Genomic DNA, 14998 nt, shown 5'->3' with positions numbered 1-14998 from the left:
TGCTTCAAAAAGCTATTAAGTGGGTAGTTAGATATTCTTTATAGGGTAATAACAGTCAGCTCTGACTAGCAAGTAAACAGTTCATCCGAGGCGCTATTAATAATGCCTCCGGTCAAACTGATCCGGCCTAAGGATACCGGAATATTTCACATTTACAGTAAAATATCTTTTTGGTTGAAGAATAGGAGAGAATAATGCAGATATCGACTCTAGATGATTCCAGCATATGGGACGATTTTGTTGACAGTAGTCCATATGGGACTCTTTTTCACAAATGGGATTTTCTGAAGACCATTGAAAAACATACAGGTTATATCTTGCTTCCTTACGGCATCTACGTAAAGGACACATTGGCAGGCGTATTCCCGGCTTTTCTGAAGTCCAATTACCGAGTAAGTGCGGTCTTCTCACCCCCTCCACGTACGGGGATACCATACATGGGATTTATAATGAGTTCAGACTATGTCGAACTTACACAGAACGGTAAAGAAGCCCGCTTAAAGGAGATTGTGAAAGGTATCACAGAAAAGCTTGATAAACTATCTCCTGTTTATCTGTCCATTCAGCTGCCTTCTGCTTTCAGTGATATAAGGGAGTTCAAATGGAACGATTATTCGGTGGACCCTCTGTTCACTTATTATATTCCTACTGATGCTTCCCTGGATGACATACTCAAGGGATTCAGCCGCTCAACAAAGCGTCTGATACGGGGAATCAATAGTAAAAAGTTCGGCATAGAAATGGTACAGAGCACTGAGCTTGCTCCTTTCTTTGATCTGCTGTCGAGAAGATATAAGGAGCAGGGTTTAAAGCTTCCGATCATAAGTATGGAATACCTTGCAGACCTGCTCCATCTGTACCCAGATAATATCAGGCTATACTACGTATATGATGAGGAAGGCGTTATCGTAGGGTCCAATTTAGCTATCATGTATAAAAACAAGCTGATCTCTTGGCTTGGAACTCCAAAGCCGGATGTGAACCTGCCTGTCAATGAGTTCATATTCTGGGAATTCATCAAGATGGCCAAGAACACAAATAGTGTTTTTGAGATAGGTGGAGCTGATACCCGAAGGCTATGTTCTTTTAAGTCCCATTTTAACCCCTCCCTTGAGACAAGTTACAGGGTATTCAGGCGTAGCAGCATTGGGGTTGTGGCAGAATGGGCCTACCTGAACCTCTATAAGAAGAGCAGTTCACTAACGTGAACGCTTTCCTTTGTTTTTCATATGTAAGTTGAGATGCTGCTTGAGTCGTATATCTTATCATATTTATTCAGAGAAGACCACAACTTCTTATTACTAGGATAGTAGTATTCCAAGGAATCATCGATGCTGGGCTCCTTGATAAATCCTTTCTCCGCTATATAAAATCTCAGCGGTCTTCTCTCAAGCTCCCCTTTTCTTATGAGAACCAGATCTGAATCATTGCCCTTGACGATATTCTGTGTTTGGTTATCTACTTCGAGTATATGGCTTTTCTCTCTGTAGTATGTGAAATACATGTATCTGGTTGTAACGAAATCTGACATCACAAAGCCTCTTGATGTATTGCCGGCGTGATCAAAGCCATTTACTTCTTCTTCCGTCAGGTAGAATGTATAGAACGGCCGTTTGACAAGCGGATTGTCCGAAGCGATGAAGTCATTGGAAACCGAAAGGAACACCAGTATCATGAAAAGTATTATCAAAGTGCTTTTTAAGTGTCTCCTGGATCTGGTATAAATGGTGTAGAAACCAAAGGATGCGGCAAAGACTATCAGGAAGAAGACGTACTCTCCAAACCTGTCAATATTAAAGTTGCCGCCCAGTTTGGTGATGAGCAGACCCGGGCCAGGAAAAGATACAGCAGTGAAAAGTAATGCGGCAATACATACAACTTTTACACCATGTGGTATACGATCTTTCCTCAATGCTTCCAGTGTCCCGATGAGCAAGAAGAAGAGAAGCGGTGAATAGTGAAGGTAATTGAACAGCTCGTTAAGAGGAGCCAGAAAAACGCCTCTAGTTGAAACCTCGTCAGGAGCTGAAGCCGTTATGTTGTTAATGATCGTTTCGAAAAGGCTTATAGAGATATACATCCAGTAGGCTAACATTGCAGCAACTGCAAATGCCAAGTAATCGGCGTCCACTATCTCTTGTTCGCTTACTACGCCGTATATCCTCTGGAGCAGGTATAGTACTGCAAACACCGCAAGCAAGAAAGGAATTGATACCGTATGGAACACAATTATGGATATCGTCATGGCAATAGCCATCAGGGTGGCAGCAAAGCTCCTGTGGTACAGCAGTGTGATCACGAGCAATATGCCTAAGAAGGAGATGGGGCTTCTTGCAAGTGCGGCTATCCCGTATTTGAGCACTTCAGGATAGAAGGACACAAAGAGGGCAGCGAGCAGAGCTACTTTTTCCTCGGTGAACAGTTTCTTTGAGAGTATGTACACTCCCGGAGGTATGGCTGCAAAAATAACTCCGTTGACCAGGTACATGGCCTTATAATACGACATATCCATGGCACTGACCTTGTAGATCGCGGCGCAGAGGATATGCCACAGGGGAAAATTCCTATACAGGTCGAAATTCTCGTTGATGGTCCCTTCTTCCACAAGTATCTGGATCATCCATGAATGGAAGAAGGAGTCAGTTCTCTCAATGGAGAAAAAGTAGTTCAGGCTCACTCCCCATATGATGTCAAGCAGTAGGAGGCTTGACTGGAAGAGTATCAGCATGGACCTGCTTCGTCCAGTCGGGAAGAAAAGGATCTGGGCAAGGATCAATGTGGCCATTACGGTTATGACTGCATAATAGCTGTAAGGCCTGATCGCATTAAAGTAAAGCAGTGCTATAGATATGGCAAAGAATACGAAGAAGAGCGCCGGGAATAGATAGTAATATTTGCTGTCTATTTCACTGAAATAGTCCCTATTGTTCTTCTGTCTCACGTAAAGTATCGGGGCCAGGATCATTGGGACAGCCAAATAAGAGCCAAGCATGGCCAGATTTGCCTGTCCGAATAACAATGGCAATGACACGCCCAGTATTGCAAGTGCGCAACTCCCTAAAAGAATAGCGCTATACGTCTTATCATATCTATTGGTAAGATTCCCCATGCACCAACCCTAGTCTTATATTAGGCTTCAGCTATAAAACCCGTTCCTCTTTTCAGCAGCTGCAATTATTTCTCTATAATTAATCATGTGCAGTAAAAGATTGGTCCTAAAGACCGATAAGTGAATAGTTAAATAAAAGAGCGTATAAACAGATATTGCATAGGATTACAGTAATGTGTAAATGCCTGGATAAACTTCTGTCTATGAGGATCGCCCTTTCAGGATATGGCTTTGGGATGGCTTTATGTCCGGGGCGCTTTATCATCAGTGTATAAGGATTATTCTTTGATATTTGGGAGGGGATGATGCAATTATTGGTTATAGATGATTCCAGCATATGGGACGATTTTGTCGACAGTAGTCCATATGGGACTCTTTTTCATAAATGGGGTTTTCTGAAGGCCATTGAGAAGCATACAGGTTACACTTTGCTTCCTTATGCTATGTATAGCGATGATAACCTGATATGTATATTTCCGGCTTTCCTGAAGACAAATTACGGGTTGAACGTGGCACTCTCTCCACCCCCGCGCACAGGGGTACCATACATGGGATTTATAATGAGTTCAGACTATGCCGATCTTACACAGAACGGCAAGGAGGTCCGCCTCAGGGAGATTATAAAACTAGTAACCGAAAGACTTGAAGAAATATCTCCTGCCTATGTGTCTTTCCAGTTGACACCGTCTCTGGATGACATCAGGGAGTTCAAATGGAATGGTTATTCAGTTGACCCTCTGTTCACTTATTATATTCCTACTGATGCTCCCCTGGATGACATATTCAGCGGATTCAGCCGATCGACGAGGAACATGATAAACAAGATCCGGAAAAACAAGTTCAATATGGAGATGAAAGAGAGCAATGACCTCTCATTGTTTTCGGATCTGTTATCTAAAAGATATGAGGAACAGGGTATAAGATTCCCGATCATGAATATGGATTATCTTGCAGACCTCCTTCGACTGTATCCTGCTAATATAAAGTTATATTACGTGTATGACGAAAATGGCAATATCATAGGGTCCAGTATCGTCATTATATACAAGGACAAGGTGATCTCATGGCTGGGCACACCCAAACCTGATGTGAACCTGCCTGTCAATGAGCTTATATTCTGGGAACTTGTCAAAATAGCCAGGGAAACAGGCCGCATGTTCGAGATAGGAGGAGCTGACACACAGCGGCTTTGCTCTTTTAAATCACGCTTTAATCCTTCCCTTGAGACAAATTACAGGGTATTCAGGCGCAGGAACATTGGGGTTGTGGCCGAGTGGGTATACCTCAACCTGTACAAGAAGAGCAGTTCACTCATGTGAGCTCTCTTCTTATGCTTGCCAGGGAGCGGTGGGAACAGATGAGACCTATTTATAGGATCGGGCTATAAATGGGCACCTTTATACCGCTTTCTTCTGGAGTGGCTGGGAATCCCTTTCTTTCTATAAACATCCTCATCCACAGTTCCACCGATATGCACCTCCATATTTCTGTCCCCACAAAGATGTTCTGGGATTCGCCGGAATGAAGCTTTTTGAACATGTCTTTCACCAGGGCCCAGCTCCAGAAATCCCTTGACCTGAAATCTTCAGAATCTATGATGCGGTAGACAAAGTCCCTGATCCTCTTTTCGTTCAGCCAGCTCTCCTCAGGTGTTGCGAAACCTATCTTGTCGTGCCTTGCAAGCACGCTTTCCGGGAGTTCCCCTTCCATAGCTTTCCTGAATGCATATTTTGTAACTCCGTTGTTTATCCGTTGTGCCGAAGGCAGGGAAAGCAGGTACTCCACTAAAACATGGTCAAGGAAGGGAAGCCTGGATTCAATTGAGAACCGCATGGAGTTCTTGTCAAGGAACCTCAGCAGGTGCGGCAGAGCATACAGGCTGACACTGCCGCAGACAGCCTCATCCAGTGAGGAAAGGTACCACCGGATATCTTTGCGGTGTTCGTTCTCTTTAATGAAGCTCCTGGCGAGGTAAGGAACCTTATGGTGGTTGTAAAGGGACCTCTTTATATCTTCAGGAGCCACGCGCAGGAACAGGTACATCAACGGGGAAAGGCATCTGGATTTATGATAGCTCTGGCTTGCTTCCCTTAAAAGGTTGACAATATCCAGTCTTTTCATCAGCTCATAGTAATAGTAACCGTTAAAATAGCTGCTTCCCGAAAGGACCTGGTCAGCCCCCTGACCATCCAGCAGGACAGTGACACCATTATCCTTTGCAAGCTTCATGACCCTGTACTGCCCGTACACGCTTGTTCCGCTGAATGGCTCCTCCTGTGTCATGAACAGGTCTTCAAGATCCCGCATGAGCTCTGCAGGTTCGGGAGTTACGGAGTAGTTCAAAGCACCTGCCTTCCTGCTGACATCTTTCTGATACATGCTTTCATCGATGTTCTTCCCCGGGAACTTCATGGAGAATGTCTTTATAAGGGCGTCTGGGTCTACTTTTCTCATGGTGACGACTATCGATGAGGAGTCGATCCCTCCGCTCAGGCAACTGCCTACAGGTGCATCTGAAGCGACAGATCTTCTAACTGAACCCGTGAACAGTTCTCTTATCTTTTCATAGTCCGCTGGAGTTCTTCGGATCCGTGCCCTGATATTATAATACTCGCTGATCTCCATTTTCCCGTTCCTGAGATCAAAGACAAGGTTATGCCCTGGCATAAGTCTCCTGATGCCCTCGAAAAAGGTGTCCTCCGTGTGATCTGTCAGGTTGTAGTAAAGGTAATCGAATATTATCTCCCTGTTTTCCTTGCGGGGTATGTCGTGCTCGAGGATGGCCTTGATCTCCGAGGCGAAAATGAAGGAACTGCCATCGTAATAATAGTACAGGGGCTTGATCCCGAACCTGTCCCTGCTAAGAAAAAGTGTCTGCTTTGCTTTATCATAGATGCAGAAAGCCCACATGCCATTGAAATGCTGCACGCAGTCGGTGCCATATTCCTTATAGCAATCCAGTATAAGTTCCGCATCACCCCGGCTTTTCAGGCTATCTCCTCCGGATGCCGTTTCATCCAGCAATTCTGAATAATTATGGATCCTCCCATTGAACGATATAACAAGGCTTCCATCCTCGCTGGGCATGGACTGATGGCCATCTCCCGACGGGTTGAACACTGTCAGTCTTCTATGCCCCAGTGAGACGCTCCCATCCACATACGTCTCTTCACTATCAGGCCCTCTGTGCCTGATAGCTTCGCCCATCTTATGTAGCAGCCGCTCATTTTTCCAATTAAACCCCGTAACCCCGCACATTTTACCACACACTATCTTAATTTTAATCAGTTATAAGATTATGCAGACCCCGGCTAAAACCATTATTTCTGCCATTATATTACCTTCTGATCTATTATTCCCATTCATCCTTCTTTGTATCTTCATATGTAAGTTGCAATACTGCTTGAATCGTATATCCTGTTGTACTCTTCAAGGGATGACCACAATTGTTCATTGTCGGAGTAATAATATTCCAATACCGAGCTCATGCTGGGCCTTTTTATGAATCCTTCCTCACTGATAAGGAATCTCAGAGGTCTTTCCCCAAGTTCCCCTTTCCGTATCAGTATAAGGTCGGAAGGCCCACTCCTGAGGAAGTCCAGGCTGTTTGGGTCCACTTCCAGCATATGGCCTCTTTCCCTGTAAGGTGTGGTCTCCATATACCTGTACGTGATAAAGTCTGACATCACAAAGCCTTTTGATGTGTTGCCGGCGTGATCAAAGCCATTTACCTCTTCTTCCGTCAGGTAGAATGTATAGAAAGGCCGTTTGACAAGCGGGTTGTCCGAAGCGATGAAGTCGTTGGAAACCGAAAGGAACACCAGTATCATGAAAAGGACTATAAGGGCACTCTTTAAGGGTCTCTTGGACCTGGCATAGATGGTATAGAAACCCAGCGATACTGCAAGGACTATCAGGAAGAACACGTATTCTCCGAACCTGTCAATGTTGAAGTTACCTCCCAGTTTGGTAATGAGCAGGCTCGGGCCCGGAAAGGAGAATGCAGTGAACAGCAACGCTGCCAGACATATAACCTTTGCAGTGTGTGAGATGTGATCTTTCCTTAATGATTCCAGTGTCCCGATGAGCAAGAAGAAGAGAAGCGGTGAGTAGTGAAGGTAATTGAAAAGTTCATTCAGGGGGGCAAGGAACACTCCTGTTGCTGTGATCTCATCAGGGGCCGAGGCCATTATATTTCCTATAAGGGTCGCAAAAAGGTCCAGGGAGATATACATCCAGTAGGCTAACATCGCAGCAACTGCAAACGCCATGTAATCAATGTCCACTGTCTGGTGTTCGCTTATGGCAACATATATCCTTTGGAGCAGGTATAGTACTGCAAGTACCACCAGTACAAACGGGATGGATACCGTATGGAACACGATTATGGATATTGTCATCGCAATAGCCATCAGGGTGGCAGCAAAGCTCCGGTGGTACAGCAGTGTGATCACAAGCAGTATGCCTAAGAAGGAGATGGGGCTTCTTGCAAGTGCTGCTATCCCGTATTTGAGCACGTCCGGATAGAAGGATACAAAAAGGGCAGCGAGCAGTGCTATCTTTTCCTCGGTGAACAGTTTCCTTGCAAGGATATATGCCCCTGGGGGTATGGCTGCAAAGATCAGGCCGTTGATCAGGTACATGGCCTTGTAATACGACATATCCATGGCACTGATCTTGTAGATCGCGGCGCAGAGGATGTGCCACAGAGGAAATGCCCTGTACAGGTCAAAACTCTCGTTGATGGTTCCTTCCTCCACCAGTATCTGTATCATCCATGAGTGGAAGAAGGAGTCCGTCCTTTCGATGGAGAAAAAGTAGTTCAGGTTAACTCCCCATATAAGGTCGAGCAGTAAGAGGCTAGACTGAAAAAGTATCAGCACTGTCCTGCTTCTTGCAGTCGGGAAGAAAAGGATCTGGGCAAGGATCAATGTGGCCATTACGGTTATGACTGCATAATAGCTGTAAGGCCTGATCGCATTAAAGTAAAGCAGTGCTATAGATATGGCAAAGAATACGAAGAAGAGCGCCGGGAAGAGATAGTAATATTTGCTGTCTATTTCACTGAAATAGTCCTTATTGTTCTTCTGTCTCACGTAGAGTATCGGGGCCAGGATCATTGGGATAGCCAAATAAGAGCCAAGCATGGCCAGATTTGCCTGTCCGAATAACAACGGCAGTGACACGCCCAGTATTGCAAGTGCGCAACTCCCTATAAGAATAGCGCTATACGTCTTATAATATCTATTGGTAAGATTCCCCATACACCAACCCACCTTAAACCTATATTAAATTTTCATCCAATGATTTAAATCCATCCCTCTTTCCTCGAAAGCCAGAGTGTTATTACGGTAAGAAGGATATGAGTTATCATCCATGCATAGCCGAATCCTATGATTCCGTAATCCCGGAGGAATATATAAGATAATCCAAGCAAAAGGCAAAACCTCACGAAATTGAGTTTTATCAGGTTGCTCACCCTCATCTTTATATTCAGGATGGGAATGAACATGTCATGCAGAGCCACAAAGAAACTTGAGAGTACCAGTATATGCAGCAGTGGCAGGGCTTCAACGTAGTCCCGGCCAAATATTTCCAGTACGAAACCTCCAAACAGGTAAATGAATATAATGCTGGGCACAAGGACAACAAGTATTGCTTTTCCGGATTTGACGACATTCTTCTTCAGGTTTTCCCCGTAACTGCCCTCGATGAAGAGCGAGGCACTCAGGGACATCGGCGCTATCCATATAAGACTGCTCACTGCCATGGCTATATAATAAAGAGCTGCCTCCTGTTTACCTATTAGGCTCAGTATTATCGGGGGCATCAGTAGTGAAGGGCTTTCATAGAGCAGGTTCGAGATATAATTGCCCGAGGAGAAACTGAAAGATTTGCTTAAGAATTCCCTGTCTATCCTTAAGTTAAGTTTCACCCTCCTGCTCAGCACGATCACGCTATAGACTGTTGCCAGGAAGTATGTAATCCCAATAGCACCAAATATACCAAAGCTTCCAAGGAACACAAGAGGGAACAGTAGTATCACTCTTGCGGAAAGCACCGTGTTCTGCATAAAGTAGTCCTTTGTGTCACGGAGCGCCTTGAACGATTCCCCGGTAATGAAGAATATTGAGTGCATTACCACTGTGAGCAAGAAGAACATCCCGTAGGAGGTATCCTGTATGAGGGCACTGTTCTCAAAAAAGATATCCAGCAGCAACAGGTATGTTACTCCTACTACCACGGCAGCTACGGTGGTAATACATATAGACGTGTTGAGTACGCTCTCTTTCCCGCTTATCTTTATGAACCTTATAAGTGAGAAATTGAAACCAAAGCTCGCAATGAACATGATTAGCGTGACCGATGATATCAGGGCAGTTGCTACGCCGACCTCTGCAGTCTGATACAGCCTGGCTGCTATCAGCCAGAAAAAGAATCCTACGCCCACATTCAACAGTCTGCCCATCACAAGAAAGGCCGAGTTCCTGTAAAGAGGATCCCTCATACTGTCAAACAGATCTTCTGTATTCCATGTGGTCCTTGTTCTTACAGATTCCAGCAGATATGATTTACTCATGTTAGTACCACTTCAAATGCTACTCCCTGATGCTTTTACGTGCCGTTCCCCATACGTTTGACGGAGAGAGCCCCAGGTCATTGCCCGGCAAATCTCATGATGTTGAAGGCAAATATTGCAATGAATGCTATCATTAACGGCAGAATGGCCATCTGCAGGGCGGAACTTATATCCGGGCTCCACCTGTCAGATTCTTTCAGGACCTTCTTGGAAGCAAGCAGTATTACAAAAGCAGCAACCCCGAAGCTGCTATATTCTGACAGTCCCAGATTGCTATACATACTTAAGTTCTCGACCGAAGACAGGTCTATAAGTACGCTTGGATGGGTAAGAACTATTTCCATATCACACACTCAACCTTTTATTGTACACTCAACCCTTAGTTTAAAATCCCAATCCTAATATTCAGTTAAAAGACTTAACATTTACTGTCATGGAATTGTATGGAGCAATATTTCTTACTAAAGTTAAGTGAATCCGGACATTTTATACCTGATATTATCATCTCCCGGTAATTTTCTCAGATTTTCCTTCTACGGGTTGAAACATTTTTATAAACCTTTATGCCTATTGGCTTATTGAGTGGTGTTTAATTATGGTTAGAAGTAGGGTACCTGGTGATCTTCTCCTTGTAGCTTCAGGTGTATTGCTCACGAATCTGTTCGTGTTCCATCCTCTCCTGAACATCATCGAGTTGCGCGCTTTTCTTGGGATTGTGATGGTATTGGTCCTTCCGGGATACGCAATGGTGGCTGCTCTCTTTCCCGGGAAAGATGACCTTTCAGGTGCCGAAAGATTTACTTACAGCATCGGTCTGAGTGTTGCTGTCGTACCTTTTATCGGATATGGTCTGCTCTCTGCCCCATGGGGCATGAATGTCGGGCCCCTGATGATATCCATCTCTGCACTGATACTGGTGATGTGTGCGGTTGCATTCATACGGCGTCACAGGCTGCCTGAAGGAATGGCTTTCTCACCTTCCCTCAGTTCACTATACCGGCCACCTGTAAGTTTTCTCTCAGGAAGACACTCGCGGCTTGAATCTGTACTGAGAATATCCCTGGTATTCGCCGTACTTATCTCGGCTGTGACTGTAGCATATGTCATTGAGAACCCCAAGCCAAAGGTAGGATTCACTGAGTTCTACCTGCTGGGGCCGGATGGGACTTCAAGCGGATATCCGACAAACTTAAGTATTGGTGACAGCGGTAGCGTAATGGTGGGTATAGTGAACCAGGAAGAAAGATCTGTTGATTACAGACTGGAGATCCTGCTTGATGGAAAACCTCTCCCCTCGCAGGCTGCAGGTGAGGATATACATCTCGGGAATGATGAAAGATGGGAAAGTGAAGTAACCTTCAAGCCAGATGTTTACGGTAATGGCATGAAGTTGCAGTTCCTTCTTTACAAGGATACAGAACTTTCCGAACCTTACAGGGAACTTTACCTGTGGCTGGATGTGCAGGATGGGACAGGGGACGATTAACAGGGGGAGCAAAATGGAGTATGAGGATGATTCGCATCATACAGATGCATTTACAAAAAAGCAGAAAATCCTTGAGTGGAAAAAAATAAAGCTTCAGCCGGATAACGAAGGCTACGGGCAGGACAACCTTTACAGGCTGAGCTTTTCTCAATCGCTGTCTTCAGGAAGGACAGTTGGGGCTTTTGTCCTGGCCATCATACTTGCCGAGCTGCTTCTCTTCTCCGGGAATGTCAAGGGCGGTATCTCCCTGCACTTCCTGTTGCTTATAAGCATCCCTCTGCTTTTATCCGTTATCAGGGAACGCGAGACGGTATATGCTCTCCAGGCATTGATGCTTCTGCCTCTGCTCAGGCTGGTCAACGTATCAATGCCTATCTCGGATGCATCATTGCTGCTTTTCGTAGTTGTGTATATACCTATGCTGATACCTGTCTACCTGATGATAAGGCATCAGGGACTGACTGACGTGCAACTTGGGATCGTGTATGAAAGACTTGTGGCATACATTCCCATAGGCATTGTTCTGGGTGCTCTGCTGGGTGCAGGAGAGTACCTTATAATAGGCTCCAGTTATCTGATACCCGGCCTGTCCGACCCGTTCATCCTTGTATTTGCCAGTGTGGTTTTCCTGTATGTCGGGTTAATAGAGGAGTTCATATTCAGGTCCCTTATACAGGTCAAACTTGAGGGACTGTTTGGTTTGACGCCCGGCCTGCTAGCGGCAAGCCTTCTCTTCGGGGTAATGCACTCTATTTACGGCGAGATCACCGAGATGGCCTATATTTTTGTTGTAGGTATAGTTCTGGGGTACCTGTTCCAGAGGACACGGAGCCTGCCGCTGGTCGCAGTGGCCCATGGCGTCGCCAACATAGTGCTGTTCGTATTACTGCCACTTGTAATGCTGTGATGGGGCAGGGGCCATGAACGATTCTCTGGGATATCCTGAATCGAAGGATGTGTAGATGCATGCCATATCCTCCGGGTCATCTCCTCTTTTTCACTTTCTGCACTTTCCTGGCCGGCGTGCTTGGGATAGCAGTGATGCGCTTCAAAGGTAAGGTAGTACAGCTGAGCGATACGAAGCATCTGGGACTTCTGTTTGCCGCAGGAAGCCTTGGCTCTCTTTTCCCGGACGTGCCGGCATTGTGGAACTTCTTCCTTCACGGCAATCTCAAACATGTGACGATTGGTCCGATACCAACGCATTCCCTGTTCTTTGGCCTGACGGTATTCTTCCTCGCTATGGCTATGGGTTACCTTACCTACAGGGAACACACAAAAGCCATGTCCGTGGCGTTATTTGCAGGCGCAGGCTTTGCATCTCATCTGATGCTGGATGATCTGGCAGCGGGCAGTATCTATTACCTGTATCCGTTCCATACAGAGCCTTTCAGTGTGTTCTATTCATTCTTCATATAATGGTGTCAACTCATGATGACACCAGCTTTTATAGCAAAAATAATTATAAAATAAGGATATATTCCTTATTTATGATAGGCCCCAAAGAGCGCACTAAATCCAATATATATGGTATTAAAGGCATGCATAACGTTCATTCATGGCAGGGGCTCGCTATCCATTTCAAGAACAGCTCCCGTGTTGCCCGGTGTGAGGGCTACTCTTCCTGCACTTCGGATAAAAGGTCTGCTTTCTGCAATTTTTCCATCAAAAGGCCTGATGCCATATATATGCTCCAGTCAGAGTTCAATGTAACCCTGAGCCTGGCTGAGAAGCTCATTGATACCCTTATAGATATGAGGATAGCCAGAACCCTTAGATGCTATAAGGCAGGCAGTTCGGCGAGTTTTGATGAGGGCACTCGCATGGTGGTCTTTGACGAGGACCTATAAGCTGCAATCAAAACTTTATTAAGCCAGCAGGCTTAATCCTGCATCCATGTTCACGATCATTACAGGTGCGCAGTTTGGCGATGAAGGCAAAGGAAAGATAGTTGACCTCATGTCCGGGGACTATGACCTGGTCGTCCGCTTCCAGGGAGGGGACAATGCGGGACACACTGTGAAGGTGGGAGAGGATGTCTACAAGCTTCACCTTATTCCTTCCGGTTTCCTTCTGGATTCCAGGGTGCTGATAGGTCCCGGCACGGTGCTCAACCCGGAAGTGCTTGCGCAGGAAATGGATATGCTGGCGGAGGGTGGCATTGTGCTGACCCCTGAAAAGCTCGGGGTTGATGCCAAGACCAGTATCATCATGCCTTACCATGTGGAACTTGACGGCCTGAAGGAGTCCAGGAGGACAGAGAAGATCGGTACGACCAAGCGAGGTATTGGTTTTGCTTATATTGACAAGGTAGCCAGGGATGAGATCCGCATGGCTGACCTGGCGGACCCGGAAAGGCTGAAGAGAAGGCTTTCCGAACTTGCCTCCTCAAAAGAGGCCGCCATCAGGGAGCTTGATGGCGACCCTTCTATTGTGACAAGAGAAGAACTTGTTAACAGGTACCTGGGACTGGGACGCAGGCTTGCTCCCTATATTACGGATGTGTCCTACGAGATAAACAAGGCGCTGGAAAAAGGCAGGAACGTGCTTGCGGAAGGTGCCCAGGGCACGCACCTTGACGTCATCCACGGCACACAGAAGTTCGTAACATCCTCAAGCACTGTGGCAGGTTCCGCGTGTGCTAACTTGGGTGTCGGTCCTACTAAGGTCACTGAGGTACTTGGGATTGTCAAAGCTTATATAACCCGCGTGGGAGAAGGGCCTCTGCCAACAGAGCTTACGGATGAGACCGGCAGGAAGATCCAGCAGGTGGGCAGGGAGTTCGGGACCACCACCGGCAGGGCGAGGCGCTGCGGATGGTTCGATCTTCCGCTGCTCAGGAAGGCTATCTATCTTAACGGTTATACTTCCCTGGCACTCACAAAGCTGGACGTGCTCTCGCAGCTTGATCCGGTAAGGGTGTGTGTATCTTACGAGCTTGATGGGCGGATCATAGATTATCCTCCGGAAGGAACTGCCGAGCTTGCAGGATGCCGGCCGGTGTATGAGGATCTTCCCGGTTGGGAGAGCGACCTGACAGGCGTCAGGAGTTTTGATGATCTTCCTGGGAATGCACAGAAATACATACTTTATCTTGAAAAGAAGATGGGCGTTCCGATAACGTATGTTTCCGTAGGGCCTGCTAGGGAGCAGACATTCAGGAGATAGGCAGGCAATCCCGGGGAAACTTTACTGTCAGGGCCGGATGAATGGCCTGCTCCCCGAATATCTGCCGAAAAGCGTATATACTACTCAAGAGTTTACACAACAAACTCCAGCACGAACAAAACATCTGTTCCCTTGAGTCCGGAACGGATATTTATCAAGTATTTAGGAGAATAATATGACAACTGCATATGATGTTCCTGCAGCCGCGCTGATCGCTAAGGTAGCAGAGAAGCTTAAAGAGAATGACAAGGTTAACCCGCCGGAGTGGGCCCCATACGTGAAGACAGGCTCACACAAGGAGTTGCCTCCGACTGACAGAGAATGGTGGTACACACGCTGTGCCGCGGTCCTGAGAACAGTATATACCCAGGGCCCCATCGGCGTGGAGAGGCTGCGCTCTGTATATGGCGGCAACAAGAACATGGGCTCAAGCCCCAACCACAAGGTAAAGGGCAGTGGCTCTATCGCAAGAGAGGCCCTGCAGCAGCTTGAAGCGGCAGGTTTCGTAAAGACCCTCAAGAGCGGTCGCTCAGTGTCCCCCCAGGGACAGTCCTTCATGGACAATGCCGCATACGAGGTCAAGAAGGAACTCGTGGAGAAGATCCCGGGCCTTGCAAAATACTAAGGCCGGAACACCTGTTCAATAATGCTATAA

General features: G+C 46.4%; 13 protein-coding genes. 8 read left to right on the top strand and 5 right to left on the bottom strand.

Annotated elements, in window-relative coordinates; genetic code table 11:
* Positions 1-194: 194 nt before the first annotated feature.
* Positions 195-1208 (top strand): GNAT family N-acetyltransferase, encoded by a 1014-nt coding sequence (locus PV02_RS09970; RefSeq protein ID WP_256623261.1) that lies wholly within the window; start codon positions 195-197, stop codon positions 1206-1208.
* Between the two features lie 17 nt (positions 1209-1225).
* On the opposite strand, the gene PV02_RS09965 is transcribed toward PV02_RS09970, so the two are convergent.
* The gene (locus tag PV02_RS09965; protein ID WP_256623260.1) at positions 1226-3109 is read right to left on the bottom strand and encodes a hypothetical protein; all 1884 of its coding nucleotides are present in this window, start codon (positions 3107-3109) and stop codon (positions 1226-1228) included.
* Positions 3110-3414: 305 nt separating this feature from the next.
* Between PV02_RS09965 and PV02_RS09960 the strand changes: the two genes are divergently transcribed.
* The gene (locus tag PV02_RS09960) at positions 3415-4428 is read left to right on the top strand and encodes a GNAT family N-acetyltransferase (RefSeq protein ID WP_256623259.1); all 1014 of its coding nucleotides are present in this window, start codon (positions 3415-3417) and stop codon (positions 4426-4428) included.
* Between the two features lie 49 nt (positions 4429-4477).
* Here PV02_RS09960 and asnB read toward each other — a convergent pair whose 3' ends face one another.
* From asnB to PV02_RS09940, 4 genes are all read right to left on the bottom strand, one after another.
* A complete protein-coding gene (asnB, locus tag PV02_RS09955; protein ID WP_256623326.1) occupies positions 4478-6367 on the bottom strand; it encodes an asparagine synthase (glutamine-hydrolyzing) in 1890 nt (629 codons plus the stop codon).
* Positions 6368-6489: 122 nt separating this feature from the next.
* Positions 6490-8373: a hypothetical protein gene (locus PV02_RS09950; RefSeq protein WP_256623258.1), complete on the bottom strand. Its 1884-nt coding sequence runs from the start codon at positions 8371-8373 to the stop codon at positions 6490-6492.
* Between the two features lie 44 nt (positions 8374-8417).
* Positions 8418-9689, bottom strand: a complete 1272-nt coding sequence (locus PV02_RS09945; RefSeq protein ID WP_256623257.1) for a lipopolysaccharide biosynthesis protein — start codon at positions 9687-9689, stop codon at positions 8418-8420.
* Positions 9690-9766: 77 nt separating this feature from the next.
* Positions 9767-10033 carry a hypothetical protein gene (locus PV02_RS09940; RefSeq protein WP_256623256.1) on the bottom strand — a complete coding sequence of 89 codons (267 nt, stop codon included), beginning with the start codon at positions 10031-10033 and terminating at the stop codon, positions 9767-9769.
* 251 nt (positions 10034-10284) lie between these two features.
* Here PV02_RS09940 and PV02_RS09935 point away from each other — a divergent pair, with 251 nt between their 5' ends.
* From PV02_RS09935 to PV02_RS09910, 6 genes are all read left to right on the top strand, one after another.
* The gene (locus PV02_RS09935) at positions 10285-11175 is read left to right on the top strand and encodes a DUF1616 domain-containing protein (protein ID WP_256623255.1); all 891 of its coding nucleotides are present in this window, start codon (positions 10285-10287) and stop codon (positions 11173-11175) included.
* Between the two features lie 13 nt (positions 11176-11188).
* Entirely contained in the window at positions 11189-12082 is an 894-nt protein-coding gene (locus PV02_RS09930; RefSeq protein ID WP_256623254.1) for a CPBP family intramembrane glutamic endopeptidase, read from the top strand.
* A 59-nt stretch (positions 12083-12141) separates the two neighbouring features.
* Positions 12142-12594 (top strand): metal-dependent hydrolase, encoded by a 453-nt coding sequence (locus PV02_RS09925; RefSeq protein ID WP_256623253.1) that lies wholly within the window; start codon positions 12142-12144, stop codon positions 12592-12594.
* A gap of 71 nt (positions 12595-12665) precedes the next feature.
* A complete protein-coding gene (locus tag PV02_RS09920) occupies positions 12666-13025 on the top strand; it encodes a hypothetical protein (protein ID WP_256623252.1) in 360 nt (119 codons plus the stop codon).
* A 46-nt stretch (positions 13026-13071) separates the two neighbouring features.
* Positions 13072-14343, top strand: a complete 1272-nt coding sequence (locus PV02_RS09915) for an adenylosuccinate synthase (RefSeq protein WP_256623251.1) — start codon at positions 13072-13074, stop codon at positions 14341-14343.
* 175 nt (positions 14344-14518) lie between these two features.
* A complete protein-coding gene (locus PV02_RS09910) occupies positions 14519-14968 on the top strand; it encodes a 30S ribosomal protein S19e (RefSeq protein WP_256623250.1) in 450 nt (149 codons plus the stop codon).
* Positions 14969-14998: the final 30 nt, after the last annotated feature.

Origin of the sequence: Methanolobus chelungpuianus (genome assembly GCF_024500045.1) — an archaeon.
In the GTDB taxonomy this organism is placed as follows: Archaea; Halobacteriota; Methanosarcinia; order Methanosarcinales; family Methanosarcinaceae; genus Methanolobus; species Methanolobus chelungpuianus.
This window is presented reverse-complemented; position numbering and strand designations above follow the sequence as displayed.

What these genes read in the sequence shown, in the direction of transcription:
- PV02_RS09970 (WP_256623261.1), top strand. Translation starts at nt 195, where the DNA reads ATGCAGATATCGACTCTAGATGATTCCAGCATATGGGACGATTTTGTT.
- PV02_RS09965 (WP_256623260.1), bottom strand. Translation starts at nt 3,109, where the DNA reads ATGGGGAATCTTACCAATAGATATGATAAGACGTATAGCGCTATTCTT.
- PV02_RS09960 (WP_256623259.1), top strand. Translation starts at nt 3,415, where the DNA reads ATGCAATTATTGGTTATAGATGATTCCAGCATATGGGACGATTTTGTC.
- asnB (WP_256623326.1), bottom strand. Translation starts at nt 6,367, where the DNA reads ATGTGCGGGGTTACGGGGTTTAATTGGAAAAATGAGCGGCTGCTACAT.
- PV02_RS09950 (WP_256623258.1), bottom strand. Translation starts at nt 8,373, where the DNA reads ATGGGGAATCTTACCAATAGATATTATAAGACGTATAGCGCTATTCTT.
- PV02_RS09945 (WP_256623257.1), bottom strand. Translation starts at nt 9,689, where the DNA reads ATGAGTAAATCATATCTGCTGGAATCTGTAAGAACAAGGACCACATGG.
- PV02_RS09940 (WP_256623256.1), bottom strand. Translation starts at nt 10,033, where the DNA reads ATGGAAATAGTTCTTACCCATCCAAGCGTACTTATAGACCTGTCTTCG.
- PV02_RS09935 (WP_256623255.1), top strand. Translation starts at nt 10,285, where the DNA reads ATGGTTAGAAGTAGGGTACCTGGTGATCTTCTCCTTGTAGCTTCAGGT.
- PV02_RS09930 (WP_256623254.1), top strand. Translation starts at nt 11,189, where the DNA reads ATGGAGTATGAGGATGATTCGCATCATACAGATGCATTTACAAAAAAG.
- PV02_RS09925 (WP_256623253.1), top strand. Translation starts at nt 12,142, where the DNA reads ATGCCATATCCTCCGGGTCATCTCCTCTTTTTCACTTTCTGCACTTTC.
- PV02_RS09920 (WP_256623252.1), top strand. Translation starts at nt 12,666, where the DNA reads ATGATAGGCCCCAAAGAGCGCACTAAATCCAATATATATGGTATTAAA.
- PV02_RS09915 (WP_256623251.1), top strand. Translation starts at nt 13,072, where the DNA reads ATGTTCACGATCATTACAGGTGCGCAGTTTGGCGATGAAGGCAAAGGA.
- PV02_RS09910 (WP_256623250.1), top strand. Translation starts at nt 14,519, where the DNA reads ATGACAACTGCATATGATGTTCCTGCAGCCGCGCTGATCGCTAAGGTA.